The 15,940-nt window shown below is 63.8% G+C and carries 20 protein-coding genes; 10 read left to right on the forward strand and 10 right to left on the reverse strand.

The features are described 5' to 3' along the window. Positions 1-18: 18 nt before the first annotated feature. From fabF to JQ592_RS11905, 6 genes are all read right to left on the reverse strand, one after another. The gene (fabF, locus tag JQ592_RS11880; RefSeq protein WP_211403044.1) at positions 19-1,284 is read right to left on the reverse strand and encodes a beta-ketoacyl-ACP synthase II; all 1,266 of its coding nucleotides are present in this window, start codon (positions 1,282-1,284) and stop codon (positions 19-21) included. Positions 1,285-1,393: 109 nt separating this feature from the next. After that, entirely contained in the window at positions 1,394-1,633 is a 240-nt protein-coding gene (locus JQ592_RS11885) for an acyl carrier protein (RefSeq protein ID WP_008130699.1), read from the reverse strand. A gap of 314 nt (positions 1,634-1,947) precedes the next feature. Next, a complete protein-coding gene (gene fabG / locus JQ592_RS11890) occupies positions 1,948-2,685 on the reverse strand; it encodes a 3-oxoacyl-[acyl-carrier-protein] reductase (RefSeq protein WP_211403045.1) in 738 nt (245 codons plus the stop codon). Positions 2,686-2,752: 67 nt separating this feature from the next. Further along, entirely contained in the window at positions 2,753-3,712 is a 960-nt protein-coding gene (fabD, locus tag JQ592_RS11895) for an ACP S-malonyltransferase (RefSeq protein WP_211403046.1), read from the reverse strand. A 175-nt stretch (positions 3,713-3,887) separates the two neighbouring features. Further along, positions 3,888-4,913: a fatty acid desaturase family protein gene (locus tag JQ592_RS11900; protein WP_211403047.1), complete on the reverse strand. Its 1,026-nt coding sequence runs from the start codon at positions 4,911-4,913 to the stop codon at positions 3,888-3,890. Positions 4,914-4,916: 3 nt separating this feature from the next. Beyond that, positions 4,917-5,624 carry a TetR/AcrR family transcriptional regulator C-terminal domain-containing protein gene (locus JQ592_RS11905; RefSeq protein WP_211403048.1) on the reverse strand — a complete coding sequence of 236 codons (708 nt, stop codon included), beginning with the start codon at positions 5,622-5,624 and terminating at the stop codon, positions 4,917-4,919. Positions 5,625-5,965: 341 nt separating this feature from the next. Here JQ592_RS11905 and rpsF point away from each other — a divergent pair, with 341 nt between their 5' ends. The 9 genes from rpsF to rplI all read left to right on the forward strand — a co-directional run bounded on the left by rpsF (position 5,966) and on the right by rplI (position 11,954). Further along, positions 5,966-6,463, forward strand: a complete 498-nt coding sequence (rpsF, locus tag JQ592_RS11910) for a 30S ribosomal protein S6 (RefSeq protein ID WP_020607995.1) — start codon at positions 5,966-5,968, stop codon at positions 6,461-6,463. Positions 6,464-6,468: 5 nt separating this feature from the next. Continuing rightward, the gene (rpsR, locus tag JQ592_RS11915; protein WP_007592020.1) at positions 6,469-6,708 is read left to right on the forward strand and encodes a 30S ribosomal protein S18; all 240 of its coding nucleotides are present in this window, start codon (positions 6,469-6,471) and stop codon (positions 6,706-6,708) included. Positions 6,709-7,091: 383 nt separating this feature from the next. Then, a complete protein-coding gene (locus tag JQ592_RS11920; protein ID WP_211403049.1) occupies positions 7,092-7,349 on the forward strand; it encodes a hypothetical protein in 258 nt (85 codons plus the stop codon). 114 nt (positions 7,350-7,463) lie between these two features. Continuing rightward, a complete protein-coding gene (locus JQ592_RS11925) occupies positions 7,464-7,775 on the forward strand; it encodes a hypothetical protein (RefSeq protein WP_211403050.1) in 312 nt (103 codons plus the stop codon). Between the two features lie 96 nt (positions 7,776-7,871). Further along, positions 7,872-8,549, forward strand: coding sequence for a rhomboid family intramembrane serine protease (locus tag JQ592_RS11930; protein WP_211403051.1), 678 nt, complete (start codon positions 7,872-7,874; stop codon positions 8,547-8,549). Beyond that, complete coding sequence (locus JQ592_RS11935; protein ID WP_211403052.1) at positions 8,546-9,376, forward strand: hypothetical protein; 831 nt, start codon at positions 8,546-8,548, stop codon at positions 9,374-9,376. The genes JQ592_RS11930 and JQ592_RS11935 overlap by 4 nt, the downstream gene beginning before the upstream one ends. Before the next feature lie 63 nt (positions 9,377-9,439). After that, a complete protein-coding gene (locus JQ592_RS11940; protein WP_211403053.1) occupies positions 9,440-9,868 on the forward strand; it encodes a hypothetical protein in 429 nt (142 codons plus the stop codon). A gap of 458 nt (positions 9,869-10,326) precedes the next feature. Then, positions 10,327-11,307, forward strand: coding sequence for a DUF2232 domain-containing protein (locus JQ592_RS11945; protein WP_211403054.1), 981 nt, complete (start codon positions 10,327-10,329; stop codon positions 11,305-11,307). Positions 11,308-11,354: 47 nt separating this feature from the next. After that, a complete protein-coding gene (gene rplI / locus JQ592_RS11950) occupies positions 11,355-11,954 on the forward strand; it encodes a 50S ribosomal protein L9 (RefSeq protein ID WP_183239590.1) in 600 nt (199 codons plus the stop codon). A gap of 113 nt (positions 11,955-12,067) precedes the next feature. On the opposite strand, the gene JQ592_RS11955 is transcribed toward rplI, so the two are convergent. The 3 genes from JQ592_RS11955 to JQ592_RS11965 form a co-directional block, all read right to left on the reverse strand. Next, positions 12,068-12,535, reverse strand: a complete 468-nt coding sequence (locus JQ592_RS11955; RefSeq protein WP_211403055.1) for a PaaI family thioesterase — start codon at positions 12,533-12,535, stop codon at positions 12,068-12,070. A 14-nt stretch (positions 12,536-12,549) separates the two neighbouring features. Next, on the reverse strand, positions 12,550-13,143 hold the full coding sequence (locus JQ592_RS11960; protein ID WP_211403056.1) for a TetR/AcrR family transcriptional regulator: 594 nt from the start codon (positions 13,141-13,143) through the stop codon (positions 12,550-12,552). A 104-nt stretch (positions 13,144-13,247) separates the two neighbouring features. Further along, positions 13,248-14,201 (reverse strand): hypothetical protein, encoded by a 954-nt coding sequence (locus JQ592_RS11965; protein WP_211403057.1) that lies wholly within the window; start codon positions 14,199-14,201, stop codon positions 13,248-13,250. A gap of 277 nt (positions 14,202-14,478) precedes the next feature. Between JQ592_RS11965 and JQ592_RS11970 the strand changes: the two genes are divergently transcribed. Next, positions 14,479-15,729: an SAM-dependent methyltransferase gene (locus JQ592_RS11970; protein ID WP_211403058.1), complete on the forward strand. Its 1,251-nt coding sequence runs from the start codon at positions 14,479-14,481 to the stop codon at positions 15,727-15,729. A 3-nt stretch (positions 15,730-15,732) separates the two neighbouring features. Here JQ592_RS11970 and JQ592_RS11975 read toward each other — a convergent pair whose 3' ends face one another. Further along, the gene (locus JQ592_RS11975) at positions 15,733-15,939 is read right to left on the reverse strand and encodes a transcriptional regulator (RefSeq protein ID WP_211403059.1); all 207 of its coding nucleotides are present in this window, start codon (positions 15,937-15,939) and stop codon (positions 15,733-15,735) included. Between the last annotated feature and the right edge of the window lies 1 nt (position 15,940).

Consider the following 15,940-nt stretch of genomic DNA (forward strand, 5'->3'; position numbering starts at 1 on the left):
ATTCGTCTCAAACGCAAACTAGCTGGCCAAACGCCGGACGATCACCGACGCATTGGTGCCGCCAAAACCAAAAGAGTTCGACAACGCGACGTTGACCTCACGCTGCTTCGCCTTATGCGGCACGAGATCGATCGCAGTCTCGACCGACGGATTGTCGAGGTTGATGGTCGGCGGCACGACATTATCGCGAATCGCGAGAATGGCGAAAATCGCCTCGATCGCGCCGGCCGCGCCGAGGAGATGGCCGGTCGACGACTTGGTCGAGGACATCGCAACCTTGGAGGCGGCATTGCCGAGCAGGCGCTCGACCGCGCCGAGCTCGATCTCGTCGCCGAGCGGCGTCGAGGTGCCGTGCGCGTTGATGTAGTCGAGATCGGACGGCGTCAGGCCGGCGCGCTTCAGCGCGGCCGACATGCTGCGGAAACCGCCATCGCCATCGGGCGACGGCGACGTGATGTGATAGGCATCGCCCGACAGGCCGTAGCCGATCACCTCGGCGTAGATCCTGGCGCCGCGGCGTTGCGCGTGCTCGAATTCCTCGAGCACCAGAACGCCGGCACCCTCGCCCATGACAAAACCGTCGCGGTCCTTGTCGTAGGGACGCGAGGCCTTCTCGGGCGTCTCGTTGAAGCCGGTCGAGAGTGCACGCGCGGCGTTGAAGCCGGCAATGCCGATGCGGCTGATCGGCGATTCGGCGCCACCGGCGACCATGACGTCGGCATCGCCGAGCGCGATCAGGCGGGCGGCATCGCCGACCGCATGCGCACCGGTCGAACAGGCCGTGACCACCGAATGGTTCGGCCCCTTCAGTCCATGGGCGATCGAGACGTAGCCGGAGGCCAGATTGATCAGCCGCCCCGGGATGAAGAACGGCGACACCCGGCGCGGCCCCCGCTCCTTCAGCAGGATCGCGGTGTCGGCGATGCCGTTGAGGCCGCCAATGCCCGACCCGATCATGGTGCCGGTCGCGCACTTGTCCTCTTCGGATTCGGGATGCCAGTTGGCATCGTCGAGCGCCTGGCCCGCGGCGGCCATGGCGAAGATGATGAAGTCGTCGACCTTGCGCTGGTCCTTCGGCTCCATCCATTTGTCGGGATTGAAGGTGTCGTTGCTGCCGTCGCCGCGCACGACGGTGCAGGCGTATTTGGTCTGAAGATCGGAGACATCGAAGCTCTCGATCCCGCGCGCACCGCTTTCGCCGTTGAGGATGCGCTTCCAGGTCGGCTCGACGCCACAGCCGAGTGGCGAGACCATGCCGAGACCCGTGACGACGACCCGCCTCATATCCGAAAACTCCGCATCGAAAGATTCACGGCCAATAACAAGAAACCGGCTGGCCGCTGCGAAGCGGCCCGTCCGGTTTCAACTGTTGTCCCCGCGAAAATGAAGAGCCTTAGCTCTTCGCGTTCTTCTCGAGAAACTTCGTGGCGTCGCCGACGGTGAGAATCGTTTCCGCAGCGTCGTCCGGAATCTCGCAACCGAATTCTTCTTCGAACGCCATCACCAGTTCGACGGTGTCCAGACTGTCGGCGCCGAGGTCGTCGATGAAGCTCGCAGCGTCGACAACCTTCTCGGGCTCAACACCAAGGTGTTCGACCACGATCTTCTTAACCCGCTCGCCAATGTCACTCATTGCTTAACCTCGTGTTGTTCCCTGTAGACCCGACCCCCCGGGACGATACGAGCCGTCGTGGTCGTGTTACTTGCCTTTGCTTACGAACTTTGATTTGGCCCCATCCTAACCGATGCAGGGCCCGGCGAACGACGGCCAAGGCTCCGCATCGCCAATATACAGGGTTTCAAAAACCTGCAATGGCGTTCTTTGCCCATCCGTTGAAGGTCCGGTTATCATACTTCAATTGCCTTGACTACAAGCCTCATTTCGCTCCGGAAACGGCCGTTTGCCGCATCCCGCGCCGCCCATGTGGGCGGTGCGGAACGAGGGCTTCAGATCATGGCCATGCCGCCATTGACGTGGATGGTCTGGCCAGTGACATAGGCCGCTTCGTTCGAACTCAGGTAGACGGCGGCGGCGGCGATGTCCTCGGGCGTCCCCAGGCGGGCAGCCGGAACCTTGGTCAGAATCGTCTCGCGCTGCTTGTCGTTCAGCGCATCCGTCATCGGCGTCTTGATGAAGCCGGGCGCGATGCAGTTCGCGGTCACGCCGCGCTTGGCGTATTCGGCACCGAGAGTCTTGATCATGCCGATCAGGCCCGCCTTCGATGCAGTATAATTGCCCTGCCCGGGATTGCCGGTGACGCCGACCACCGAGGTGATCGCGATGATGCGGCCGAAGCGCTTGCGCATCATCAATTTGGTGGCGGCGCGCGCCAGGCGGAAGGTCGCGGTCAGATTGACGTTGATGACCTCCTCCCAGTCCTCGTCGCGAAGCTGCACGAAGAGATTGTCGCGCGTGATGCCGGCATTGGCGACGAGAATGTCGACCTGCCCCATCGCCGCTTCCGCGGCGGGCACCAGCGCCTCGACCTCGTCGGCCTTGGAGAGATTGCAGGGCAGCACGTGCGCGCGCTCGCCGAGCTTGCCGGCAAGCTCGTCCAGCACTTCCTTGCGCGTCCCTGATATGGCGACCGTGGCGCCCTGCGCGTGCAGCGCCTGCGCGATCGCGCCGCCGATGCCGCCGGTCGCGCCGGTGACGAGCGCCTTTCGGCCAGTCAGATCGAACATAGAAAACTCCTCCAAAGCACGATCCGGAAAAATGTGTAGCGGTTTTCCGGAAAGATCGTGCGCAAACTTAGGCCTGCTTCGCAGCGGCCAATGCATCCTTGGCGGCGGCAATGTCGTTCGGTCCGCCCACGGCAACGCCGACGGCACCGTCGGCGATACGCTTGACGAGTCCCGTCAGCACCTTGCCGGCGCCGATTTCCAAGAAACGGTTGACGCCCTGCCCAGCCATATAGGCAACCGACTCGCGCCAGCGCACGGTGCCGGTGACCTGCTCGACCAGGCGGCGGCGGATCTCGTCGGGATCGGTGATGGCGCTCGCCAGCACGTTCGACACCAGCGGCGCAGCCGGCGCCTTGATCGTGACCTTCGCCAGCGCCTCAGCCATCGCGTCGGCGGCAGGCTGCATCAGCTTGCAATGGAACGGCGCGGACACCGGCAGCAGCATGGCGCGCTTGGCGCCTTTGCCCTTGGCGATCTCCACGGCGCGGTCGACCGCCGCCTTGTCGCCGGAGACCACCACCTGCCCGCCGCCATTGTCATTGGCGGCCTGGCAGACCTGGCCCTGCGCCGCCTCGCCCGCGACCTCCATCGCGGCCTCGTAATCGAGGCCGAGCAGCGCGGCCATCGCACCGGCGCCGACCGGCACGGCCTTTTGCATTGCGAGACCGCGGGTGCGAAGCAACCGCGCGGTATCGGAGACAGTCAGGCTGCCGGCCGCAGCCAGCGCCGAATATTCGCCGAGCGAGTGGCCAGCGACGAAGGCCGCGTCCCGCCCCACGGAAAAACCGGCTTCAGCCTCCAGTACGCGCAGGGTGGCGATGGAAACCGCCATCAGAGCCGGCTGGGCGTTCTCGGTGAGCTGGAGGGTTTCGGCCGGACCATCCCAGATGGTGGCCGTCAGCTTCTCCCCAAGCGCGGCATCGACCTCATCGAAAACCGCGCGCGCCGCCGGAAAGGCGTCGGCCAGGGCCTTACCCATGCCAACCGCCTGGGACCCCTGCCCCGGAAATGTGAATGCTGCCGTCATCGGCGCTCCCTGGATCGCTCGAGCCATTGTGTTCGAGAAGCCGGCAGCCGACTACGTCCGGCCCAAGCCCTTGGTTCCCGATCATGCTCCAAAGGGGGCCGTAGACACTGTCCGGGGCCGGAATGTCAAGCCAAGAAGGGAACTGCGACGGGCATTCAACCGGGAATGCGGTCCATCAAAACCCGCCCGCCGTCTGGTTGGCATCGACCTCCGCCCCCGCCCGCGCGCGGCGTGCGCTGCTCGCCAGTTGTCCCGGACGGTCGTCGCGGTTCGGCTTGGCCGTGGCGAGCCGCAGCACCGCCGCGTAACTCGGCTGCACTTCCATGCGGCCGGCATGCCGGCTCTCGCTGAGTAGGCGATGCACCTTCGGCAGATTGTAGCAGGGCACGTAGAACAGGAGATGATGCTCGAGGTGGTAGTTCACGTAATACGGCGCGATGAACAGGCGCTCGAGAAAATTGGCGTGGGTCGTACGGGTGTTACGCAGGGGATCGCTACTATCAGGGACGACGGCGTGCTCAGCGATGTTGCGGATGCGGGTGATGACCATCATCCAGGTGAGCAGCGGCACCAGCCATAGCAGCGGATAGGCCCACCACACGCCGGCCGCCGCGAGGCCAGCGAACATCACGGCATTGACGATGCATTGCGGGCCGAGCTTCTCCCAGAAATGCGCCAGGCGCTGCCGCCACGGCCAGTCCTTCGGGCCGAGCGCATTGAGCAATTGCGCCTTGCGCTGCTGGTAGCCGGTCTGCCCGGTGATGTCGCGAATGAACTTGCGCCGATAGCTCAGTTGCGTGATCGGAAACGGCGCGGACAGCACGAGATCAGGGTCGTCCTCCTGCTGGGTCCGCGCGTGATGCTGAAGATGATAGCGGCGATAGGCGCGTGTCTCCGCAAAGATGGGATAGGCGCAGAACCATTGGCTCAGCGTCAAATTGGCTTTCTCGTCGGCGGACAGGCAGCCATGCGCGCCGTCATGCATCAGGATCGCAAGGCCAAGCTGGCGCGAGCCGATGATGGCGACGGCCAAGATATACGTCAGCGGATTGGGCCACCACGCCACCAGTGCGATCGCAGCAATGATCAGCGCCCAGGCATGCGCAATCAGCGCGACGCCCTTCCACGTCACACGCTGACGCACATCGACGAGTTGATCCTCGGTCAGGAAATCACGGGCACGCATGCGAAGCGCGGTCATGGCCTAATTCTCCTCGTCCGAAGGGGGAGCTGCATCGCGGTCGTCGACGAGGCGCAGGCGCGCAGCCTCGCCCGTGGACTTCGCCTGCTCGCCAAGCACACGCAGCATCTCGGCGCAGAGCTCATCCGGCGAGCGGCCCATGGCATAGCCTTCCAGGATGACGCCGATGGCGACGGCCCAGAACCGCCGTGAACTCTCGTCGGGCGCGCGCAGGGAGCGCCAGCCGTGGCGCGCCACCTGGCCGGCATAGGCCCGCGCGCCCTCGGCGTGCAGGCGCTCAATGGTGCGCTCGACCAGCGGCGCCAGATCCTGGCGCCGACGTGTCAGGGTGAGCGCCTCGGCGAAGAACGCGACCGAATCGCTCGCCGTCACCGTCTCGGCCAGCGCATGGGTGTACTCCCGCGGCGTGCGCGCCTTCAGCGCAGCCTGCTCGGTCGCACGGGCGAGGTACAGCAGGTCGCGGCAGGCGCATTCGACGAACAGCGCCTCCTTGGTGCGGAAATAATAGGTGATCTGGCTCGGGAATGCGTTCGCGGCAGCCGCGATGTCCGTGATCGAAGCGCCCGACAGTCCCCGCTCCCGGAACAGCGGGCTTGCCGCATCCAGCAGCAGCGAGCGCATCTTGCGGCCGGCCGAGCGCGTGGCGCGCGCCGCATGCTTGGGGTCGCCGGCAGCCGGCTCGGATGGCGCATGGGCAGATTTGTCTGCCATTGGATCCTCCCGTTGACTTATTTGTATGCTATACAAACAAATAAATCAAGCTGGTATGATGGTGGAAGCTGGTCTCGCCTATGCCCGCAGGCGCCCCCGGGGTCGAAATCTGGCCCCCAACCTTGCAAAGCCGACCAAAATCCGTATAAGGCGCGCATCCGCAGACCCCGGCCGGGAGCTGAACGGACGGTCTCAGCAAATCATTCGTGATTTTGGTGTGGCAGGGCCAGTCGGCCCGTCGTCCCGTGTTTCCGCCTTCTGAGCTTAATCCCAGAGTCCTTTCCGAAGGTCTCTTAAGGGCTTGACGCCGGGTGATGCGCCAACATGAGGAAAGGACCACCATGGCTCTCTATGAGCATGTTTTTCTCGCGCGTCAGGACGCGAGCCCGCAGCAGGTCGAAGAGCTGACTGCGCAGATGACCGGCATCGTCGAAGGTCTCGGCGGCAAGGTCACCAAGACCGAGAATTGGGGCGTTCGCTCCCTCACCTACCGCATGAACAAGAACCGCAAGGCGCACTTCGTGCTGCTCAACATCGACGCGCCGTCCGCGGCGATCGCCGAGATCGAGCGCCAGGAGCGCATCAGCGAAGACGTGATCCGCTATCTGAGCGTCCGCGTCGAGGAGCTCGAGGAAGGCCCGTCCGCGATGATGCGCAAGGCCGACCGTGATCGCGAGCGTGACGACCGTGGCGGCGGCTTCCGCGGCGAGCGCGAAGGCGGCTTCCGTGGCGACCGCGAGGGTGGTTTCCGTGGCGGCGATCGCGACGGCGGCTTCCGCGGTGATCGCGGCCCGCGCCGTCCGCGCGAAGAAGCTGAAACCACGACGGATGGGGAGTAAGATCAATGGCTGAAGCTGGTGCACGCCGTCCGTTTTTCCGTCGCCGCAAGAGCTGCCCGTTCACGGGCGCCAATGCTCCGAAGATCGACTACAAGGACTCCAAGCTGCTGATGCGCTACGTCTCCGAGCGCGGCAAGATCGTGCCGAGCCGCATCACCGCGGTGTCCGCGAAGAAGCAGCGTGAACTCGCCCGCGCCATCAAGCGCGCGCGGTTCCTGGGCCTGCTGCCCTACGTCATTCGCTAAGACGAATACGACCGGCGGCGATCGCCGCCGGTCGCGACTTTTTCTGAACTCATAAGGCTTCCGGGTCGTCCGGTTGCCGATGGTTGGGGCAGGACGCCTCTAACCGCTCGTTTGAACGACAACAATTTTCCCCAATAGAATCAACGCATGCAGTGCCGCCGGTTCACGTTGCGTACCCGGGTTTTTCGCACCGTTCCTGCTACGAAACTGCTACGGTTGAGGCTCCGTTCTCTCTACCCGCCCCGCCCATGCGCGCTCGGCGATCCGGGCGCCAGGACCATCGAGCTGTGCGCGTCGGCGCCGCTTCAACTCCGGCCAGGTTGACGTTTGTTGAATGCTGCCCATCTTGGCCGCAACCTCACACCAGAATTGATCGGAACCCAATGGCAGACCTGTACGCGATCATGAAAGCCAGGGCGCTGCCCTTGGCGCGAACCATCGTCATGAACCCAGATGAAGACGCCTTCGCAGTGATCATGGCGGACAGCGATGACTCTCGCCAAGCTCATTTCTTGATGATGCTTGAGGGGTCTATCCCCGCTGAAGGTCACCGCCGGATTCTGCTCGATGGCTTGGCCCGTGAATACGCGGGCGTGGATGGGTGGATGGCCTATGTCGATCGCGAGTGCAAAGACGATTGACCCGCGCCGCCCTCAGGTCCGGTACGCTGATCATTTCAAGGCAAGCGGGATGCTAGGACTTGACCGGGCTGGTATGTGGAGAAGTATGCAGCGCCCCCCTTTTTGAGTGAGCAGATGGCCAAAGCACGCGACGTATTTGAAAAGCTGAAGGCGGCAGTGGACGAGGCGGAGAGCAAGAAGAATTACCTCTATGCTCTCGACGCGGCCAAAGCCGAAGGCCTCAAGGGCGACTCCTTGGACAAGACCTCAATCGCCTATGAGTTGCGGCTAGTCGGCGAAGATGGTCTCGAAGTGAAGCTGAAGATCGAGTCGTACGACACTACCAAAACCTTCGGACCGATCGGCCCGGATGCGAACAGGATTGGTCTGGAACTGCTCGAAAATGGCCGATATCTCGACCATTATGCGAAAGGATATCACGACTAGGATTGTCAACGTGGACATGGACCGCATCCCCACGACCTACTCTTGCACCTTGCTGATTTTGACCTCACAATTGCGCATTAGGTCAGGGGGCTACCTATGGTCGTGGTATTCGGAGACAATCTGCGCCGAAAGCGCGTAGCCGTCGCCACGCACATCATCGCAGTCGCCTGCGCGCTCGCGACCGCTGTCGTGATGCTGGCAGGCGCGACCGCAGGCACCGTGAGGGCGCTTGCGTTCACCCCTGTAGACTTTAGCCTGCACCCCGTTGTGTCGTTCTACACGCTGTTCACCGCCGAGTTTGTTCACTCAGGTTCGGTGCATCTGGTCGGGAACCTAATCTTCCTATATGCCTTCGGGCGCTCCATTGAAAATCTTGTAGGCCCGGCCGTGTTCGCGGCAGCATTCGTCGGACTTGGGGCCTTGTCGTTTCTGGGGTCGTGGTTGATCGGCCCGGCCTCCCCCGTCCCTATCGTCGGCGCATCGGGCGCGTTGTCGTTCCTCATGGGCGCATACACTATCGTCTTTCCCCGGGCGAAACTGCGCATCGTCCCGTTTCTGCGCGTGCCATACCTACGCGCGTGGCAGTTCTCATCCGCATGGATCGCTCTTCAGATATGGAGCGCTGTAGAGGTCGGAGAACTGGCCAGCGGTGTCGCCTATGCCACGCACCTCGCGGGCTTCGTCATAGGCCTAGTGGCCGGCGTGGCCTGGAAAGAATTTGCACTCGACACCGACCGACTCATTGCTGAACTTTCCGACGAGGTTTCGTCATGAAGCACATCATTCTTCTGATCTCGATGGCAATCACTTGCGTCCTGGTCGCAGTCGCCAACGTCATCATCACTAGGATAATTGGGCTCAACTTCTTCACATTCAAGCTATGGTTCGTCGTCCCTGCCGGAGCCGTCTGTGTGGGGATGCTCGGGGCGAGCGGCGCAATTCTTGCCGCGAGATATTTCAACATCCGGCCAACGGTCGTCGATGCCATCCTCATGGTGGTCATCGCCGCTGCGACCATGGGCCTCATCTATTTTCTCGACTACACGACGTTCGTTCTCGACGATGGCCGCAAAGTCGCGGATCTGATCGACTTCGGCAGCTACGTTGATCTCGTCCTGACGAAAGCACACATGCGAGTTGGCCGGGGCGCCGGAGTTGATTCCGGAGAAGTAGGCCAGATGGGTTACGCGCTGGCGGGCATCGAGTTCGTCGGCTTCCTGATCGGCGGTGCGGCCACATTCTTCCTCATCAAAGGCCTGTGGCGCTGCGCTGAGTGCGGTTCGTATCTGCGCAAGCTCAAAACCAAGAAAACGAAAGAGCTGACGTTCGACGAGGCGAGCAAGATCATAGACCTATTCAAGGCGGGCAATCTTGAAACGGTACAGGGTGTGATGGCGTGGTCGCCGGCAGTACGTACCCTTGATCGCAATGGGCAGAAGGCGCTGATCTCGTTTGACCTCCATGGCTGCCCGAAGTGCAAAACTGAGGTGGTCTCGGCCAAAGTCAACGCCTTCAACGGAAAAGAATGGAAGGACGTGCCAGCACTGACAACGCGACGCGATCTGCTGAGTGGTGTGTCGTTGCGGGATCAGTTTGCCTAGGTCGTTGTCGCCACAAATGCGGCGCAACCCAAGCTGCTGATTGAGGTAGGAAGGAGCCGGGTAATGGGCGAGTTGTTTCTGGTCCTAGGCGGTGTCGTACTGGTCGCGGTCATCCTTCTCGCGAGGAAGGGCCGACAGCAACGTGAGCGGGAGGAGACCGAGCGACGAGCGAATGCACGCGAGGCAAATCGCCTACTGAAGGATATTAACAAGAGCCTGGGCTTTCCCGAAGGCACAGGTCCGACCGGGATTATGGTCGATGGCGAGTATAGGGTCGTGAACATCGGTCACGCGGAGAGGATGAAGACCGACTCGACCTATGCGTTCGGCAACGAAGTAGCTGAAATCCTGCTCGAACTGAATGATCTTGAGGGCGCCCTCAAAGAAGCCGAAGCTCAATCCGACCATGGCCTCGCGGCCAAGATCAGAGTCGAGATGACAGTGCTGGAGAAACGAGCCATCGCAATGGCGGAAACGCAGCGGCGCTCATAGGCCGTCCGGATGCGGCGCGTCATCGTGGTCTGCACGATCATCAACGTGGTTGGCATTCGAAGGTACGACCACCCACCCGATGTCGCTGGCCGTTATGTCATGCGCCGCCGGTAGATGGAAACTGATTGCAGCTACTCTACTGCGGAGTCTCAGTGGCAACGATCCGGTAGACCTATCGCCATGTCATGCCGGGAACCTTCGACGACCTGCTCGACGCCGCCCATCAGATTGGGCGTTGAATATCAGGGCGAAAGTAGATAGAAGGCCGGCATTGGTTTGGGGCTCCCGTGGGGAGCCTCATTCGTTTGCGACTGCCGCGAGGTAGTTCGCAGGGCTGAGCGAGCTGAGGTTTCTGCTACGGTTTCTGCTACAGAGCATTGACCGACCTGCATAAGCCTCTGATAATACTAGCGTTCCGCTGGTCTCGCTCTAACCGCTCGAAGGGAGCGGGACAGCTGATGATGGCCTTTGGACTGATAGCCCTGATCGCCGGCGCTGCGTCGGCCCTGATGTTCGCCTCGATCGTTTCGGGCGCGCTGATCTCGCTCGTCCTGTTCTATCTCGCACCGCTGCCCTTGATGGTCGCCTCGATCGGCTGGGGACCGCTCTGCGCGAGCCTTGGCGGCATCACGGCTGCGATCGGCCTTGGCGCCCTGTTCGGCCTGCCCTACTGCATCGCTTTCGCCGTGACCGTCGCGCTGCCGGCCTGGTGGCTCGGCCATCTCGTCCTGCTCAGCCGGCAGGTCAGCCCCGTCGCGCCAGACGCTTCCGCCACCGAGCCGCCCGCCGAGCCCGAGCTCGAGTGGTATCCGGTCGGACGCTTGCTGCTGTGGATCGCCGGTTTCGCCACGCTGACCACGATCGCGGCCCTGCTCACGCTCGGCACCGACGCCGAGACCATCACCGCCACATTGCAGCGCGGCCTGATGCGCATCCTCCGCACCACCGATCCGCAGACCTCTGCCGACGCCAGCCAGTTCGTCGATGCGCTGGTGCGCATCGCGCCGGCCGCAGCGACCATCGTCGCGATGATGACGCTGACCCTCAACCTCTGGCTCAGCGCCAAGGTCACGGCGACATCGGGCCGGCTGCGCCGTCCCTGGCCGGATCTGAAGACGGCGGAGCTGCCGCCGATGACGCTGGTGGCGCTCTGTATCGCGCTCGCCTTCTGCTTCACCGGCGGGCTGCTCGCGATCGTCGCGCAGATCACAACGGCCGCGCTGATGATGGGCTATGCGCTCACCGGCTTTGCCGTGCTGCACACGCTGACGCTCGCGCTGAAGAGCCGCACCTTCTGGCTCGGCTCGACCTATGCCGTCGTGGTCGTGTTCGGATGGCCCGTCATCGCGATGGTGATCCTCGGCCTTGCGGACGCCGTGTTCGGCTTCCGCGAGCGCTTCCTGCGCAACCGGCAGCCGCCGCCGCTGCCAACCCCTTAAGTCCAACCCTGAAACTGAAACCCAGAGCACTTCAAAGGAGAACGAATATGGAAGTCATTTTGCTGGAACGCGTCAACAAGCTGGGCCAGATGGGCGAAGTCGTGAAAGTTCGCGACGGCTATGCCCGCAATTTCCTGCTCAAGCGCGGCAAGGCGCTGCGCGCCACCGCCGACAACCGCGCCAAGTATGACGGCATGAAGGCCGATCTCGAGGCGCGCAATCTCCAGGCCAAGGGCGAGGCGTCCAAGGTCGCCGAGAAGATCGAGGGCAAGAACATCATCGTGATCCGCCAGGCCTCCGAAGCCGGCCAGCTGTTCGGCTCGGTCACGGTGCGCGACATCGTCGCCGCGTTCGAGACCGACGGCGTCCACCTCGATCGTCCGCAGGTGCAGCTCGACGCACCGATCAAGACCATCGGCAAGCACACCGTCACCGTTGCCGTTCACCCCGAGGTCGAGGTCGAGATCACCGTCACGGTTGCCCGCAGCCAGGACGAGGCCGAGCGCATCAACCGCGGCGAAGACATCTCGACCCGCAACGAGGACCGCGATGCGGCCGCCGAGGCGATCGCCGCCGCCGGCGAGTTCTTCGATCCGGAAGCCCAGCACGACGAGGTCGAGCCGGCTCCGGCTGCGGAAGAGAAGTAACTCCAACGTTGTCATTCCGGGATGGTCCGAAGGACCAGACCCGGAATCTCGAGATTCCGGGTTCTCGCTTCGCGAGCCCCGGAATGACGAAGATGATCAAAAGCCCGGTCGCCTCAGGCGGCCGGGCTTTTCGTTTTTACGCCGACGTCCTCGCTCAGCATCGCGATCGAGGCGAGTGCGGTTGCCGTATGCTTCTCCACGCCGTTGCTGACGCAGAACACGTCGGCGGCGACCACCGAGACCTGGCGGCCCGGCTTGATCACCCTGGCACGGCAGATCAGCTTCTCGCCGACCGCGGGCGACAACAGGTTGAGCTTGTATTCCGCCGTCAGCGCCGGCTGGCCGCGCGAGGTGGCCGCCGCGATCGTCGTCGCATTGTCGACCAGGAAGGCGGTGACGCCGCCGTGGAAGAAGCCGTGCTGCTGCAACAGCTCCGGCCGCCGCTCCACGGCGATGGTGCAGGTGCCGCGCGACAAGTCCGACAGCTCGGCGCCGACCAGGTTCATAAAGCCCTGCCGGCCGACATTGGCGTGGATGCGCGCAGCGATCGGCTCGAAGTCGGGATCTGCTTCGGTTCGCATGAGGCCTCTCCTTATTACTTGTTGATGCGATCGGGCGGGCGCAGCGCGCGGTTGGCGCAGGCAATCAGCATGTCGGCTTCACTGCGCGGATCGGCGCGATCACGCCCCGACAGGAAGGCGCGGCAGAAAATCTGTGCCGGGCCGATCAGCTGGCTGACGAACATCACCGGCGTCATCGGCAGGAGCTCGCCATCCGCAACCAGCGGCGCGCGCCAGCGCTCGATGCCTTCGGCAAGCCGCGCATTCTGCGCGCGCTGGGCATCGCGGACGTCCTCGCTCCATTCGCTGCGGGAGATCTCGAAGAGATAGCGCGCCTCGCGCCGGCTCGAGACGACCCAGTCGAGATGAGCCCGGATCAGGCGGTCGATGCCCTGCTCGGCATCGGGAACGGGGTCGAGCGCGGCCAGCACCGCGGCGTGATAGTGCCTGAGCACCTCGAGGAACAGCGCACCCGCCAATTCCTTCTTCGAGCCGAAGACATGAAAGAAGCTGCCGTTGGAGGCGCGCGCTTTGGTGCGGATCGCCGCCACCGTTGCAGCTTCGAAGCCGACGCGGTCGAACACGACAAGCCCGGCTGCCAATAGGTCGTCACGCACGCTCGCCGTCATTCGAGCCTCCTAGAGTGTTACTCTAGAGTATTGCTCCAATTGCAGTCAATACGACGCGAAGGCCGCGATGACGCGGCCTTCGCAACTCGATCGGAAAATGGGGCTTACCGCGAGATCGGCGGGGCCGGCGGGCCCGAGGATTCCGCCGGCGGCGGGGCCGCAGCGGTCGCGGGCGCCGACTCCTGCGGCTTGGCCGCCGGTTCGGAGCTTGCGGCAGGCGGGGCCTGCTTGGGAGCCGCCTCTTCCGCCGCCTTGGGCGCGGCCGGCTCAACGGGCTTTGCGGCGGCCGGCGGAGCCGGCGTCACCTGCGGCACCGGATCGGGCCGCAGCGCCGGAGCTTCGCTGCCGCGCGGCTCGACCTTGGCGGTATCGGGCTTGGCTTCGGCGGGCTTCTCGGACGGCTTGATTTCTGACTTGGCTTCACCGGAGTCCACCTTCGCGGTCTCGGGCTTCGACTCCGCCTTCGGCTCGCTCTTCTTGTCCTCAGTGGCCGGCGCGGCGGCGTCGACCTTCGGCGCGTCTTCGGTCTCGGGCTTGCCGCGACGCTTGCCCTTGCGTCCCTCTGGCGCCGGCTGGCCCTCGGGCTTTGCGCCTTCCTCAGCCGGCCGCGCGGCACGCTTCTGGCGACCCTCGGCAGGCGGAGCTGCGCCCTCGCCCTCCGGCTTGGCGGCCTCCTGGGAGCGCTGACGGCGGCCCTGATGTTCGGGCGCCTGACCGGGCGCGGTTGCGGCTTCCTTCTCCTTGGCGCCGTCCTTCTTGCCGTCCTTGGCCTGGTAGCGGGTGTCGGTGGCGCCGTTGGAGACGAGATAGGAGGCGAGGATGCCCGCCATGTCCGAGCTCGTGGTGTAGTGCTGGCGCAGGAAGGCCGGCAGCGAGCCCGGCGCCACGGACTTCAGCAGCCCGCGGGGGCTCTTGTGGCAGGCATTGCAGGTCTGCGCGAAGAGCTGGGACGGGGTCTTGCCGGCCTCGAGGTTCGTCGCCTGCGCAAAGACGGCATCGGTCGCGCCGAAGCCAATCAGAAGCAATACCGTCGCGAGGCTGAGCGCTCGGCTCGACATTCCCATCATCTCCATTGATTTTCCGCGCACCCGGCAATCCGGCGCGCCGGCGGGTCACCTTTTAGCGGATTGAGCCGCGAATGGAAGCAGGCTCGGCGCGCAAGGTGTGGTTAAGCGCTTTTCGAATATCCGCATTGAACACAACGCAATAGCGGGGCCGGAACATCCTCCCTAAATTTAGATGCAAACGCATAGGAACCCGAGCGGGACCCTGAGCGTCAGATGTGAAGGCCGGGTTAGTCGCATCTCTTCGGGTTCGCTCGAGAGGAAGGTGTCGATGGACCGATTGTTGCGTCGATTTCTGTCTCAGTTCATCCGCCGCGGCTCGATGACGGTGACCACGGCGGCGGGATCGAAGTTCACTGTCGGCGACGGCTCAGGCGAGCCGGTCGCAGTGCGCTTCATCACTGCCGAGGCGGAGCGGAAGATCCTCGTCAATCCCGAGCTCGGGCTTGGCGAGGCCTATATGGACGGCGAGTTCGTGGTCGAACGCGGCACCATAGCTGATGCCCTCGCGATCCTGCTCGATCAACCCGACCTATTGCCGCAGTGGGCAAAGCCCTGGTGGCACCTGCGCTACCTGACGCGGCACCTCAAGCAATTCAATCCGCGCTCGCGTTCCCGCGCCAACGTCGCCCATCACTACGACCTCGATGCGCGGCTCTATTCGCTCTTCCTCGACGCCGACAAGCAGTATAGCTGCGCCTATTTCGAGACGCCGGAGACGACCCTCGACGATGCGCAGCTCGCCAAGAAGCGCCACATCGCGGCAAAGCTGCTCATCAAGCGCGGCCAGCGCGTGCTCGACATCGGCTCGGGCTGGGGCGGACTCGGGCTCTATCTCGCCGAGATCGCAGGCGCCGACGTCACCGGCGTCACGCTGTCGACCGAGCAGCTGCAGATCGCCAATGCGCGCGCGGCCGAAAAGGGCCTGACGGGATCGGCGAGATTCCTGCTCCAGGACTATCGCGACATCGACGGGCCGTTCGACCGCATCGTCTCGGTCGGCATGTTCGAACATGTCGGGGCGAGGTTCTACGATGCCTACTTCCAGCGCTGCGCCGAACTGCTGAACGAGAACGGTGTCATGCTGCTGCACTCGATCGGCCGTTCGCAGGGGCCGGATTCGACCAATCCCTGGATCGCCAAATACATCTTCCCCGGCGGCTACATCCCAGCGGTGTCGGAGGTACTGCCGGCGATCGAGCGGGCCGGCCTTCTGGTCTGCGACATCGAGATCCTGCGCCTGCACTACGCCGAGACGCTGAAGGCCTGGCGGGAGCGCTTCATGGCCCGCCGCGAGGAGGCCGTGCAGCTCTACGACGAGCGCTTCGCGCTGATGTGGGAATTTTATCTGGCAGCCTGCGAGATGACGTTCCGCAAGCAGGCCATGATGAATTTCCAGATCCAGCTCACCAAGCGTCAGGGCGTGGTGCCGATCACCCGTGACTACATCGCACGCAATGAATCCCGCCTGCGGGCCATCGAAGGCGGCGCCAAGACAAGGCTGAAGCTCGCAGGTGAATAGGTTCTAATGACGCAGCGTCGATATCGGGGATGAACGGAAAGAGGCCGTTAACGCCAATTGCGCCCGCAGTTCGACCAGGATCTCGGGGGCGACCGGCTGGCGGCGCACTTCGGGGCGCTCGGCGTGCTGCATGGCCGCGATCAGCCCGGACAGCCAAAGCCGGCTGCCTGCCTCGCTCCGCCAGATCTGCTGCTGCCGTTCTGGCCGCATC

Source organism: Bradyrhizobium iriomotense (assembly GCF_018129405.1).
GTDB classification, from domain to species: Bacteria; Pseudomonadota; Alphaproteobacteria; order Rhizobiales; family Xanthobacteraceae; genus Bradyrhizobium; species Bradyrhizobium iriomotense_B.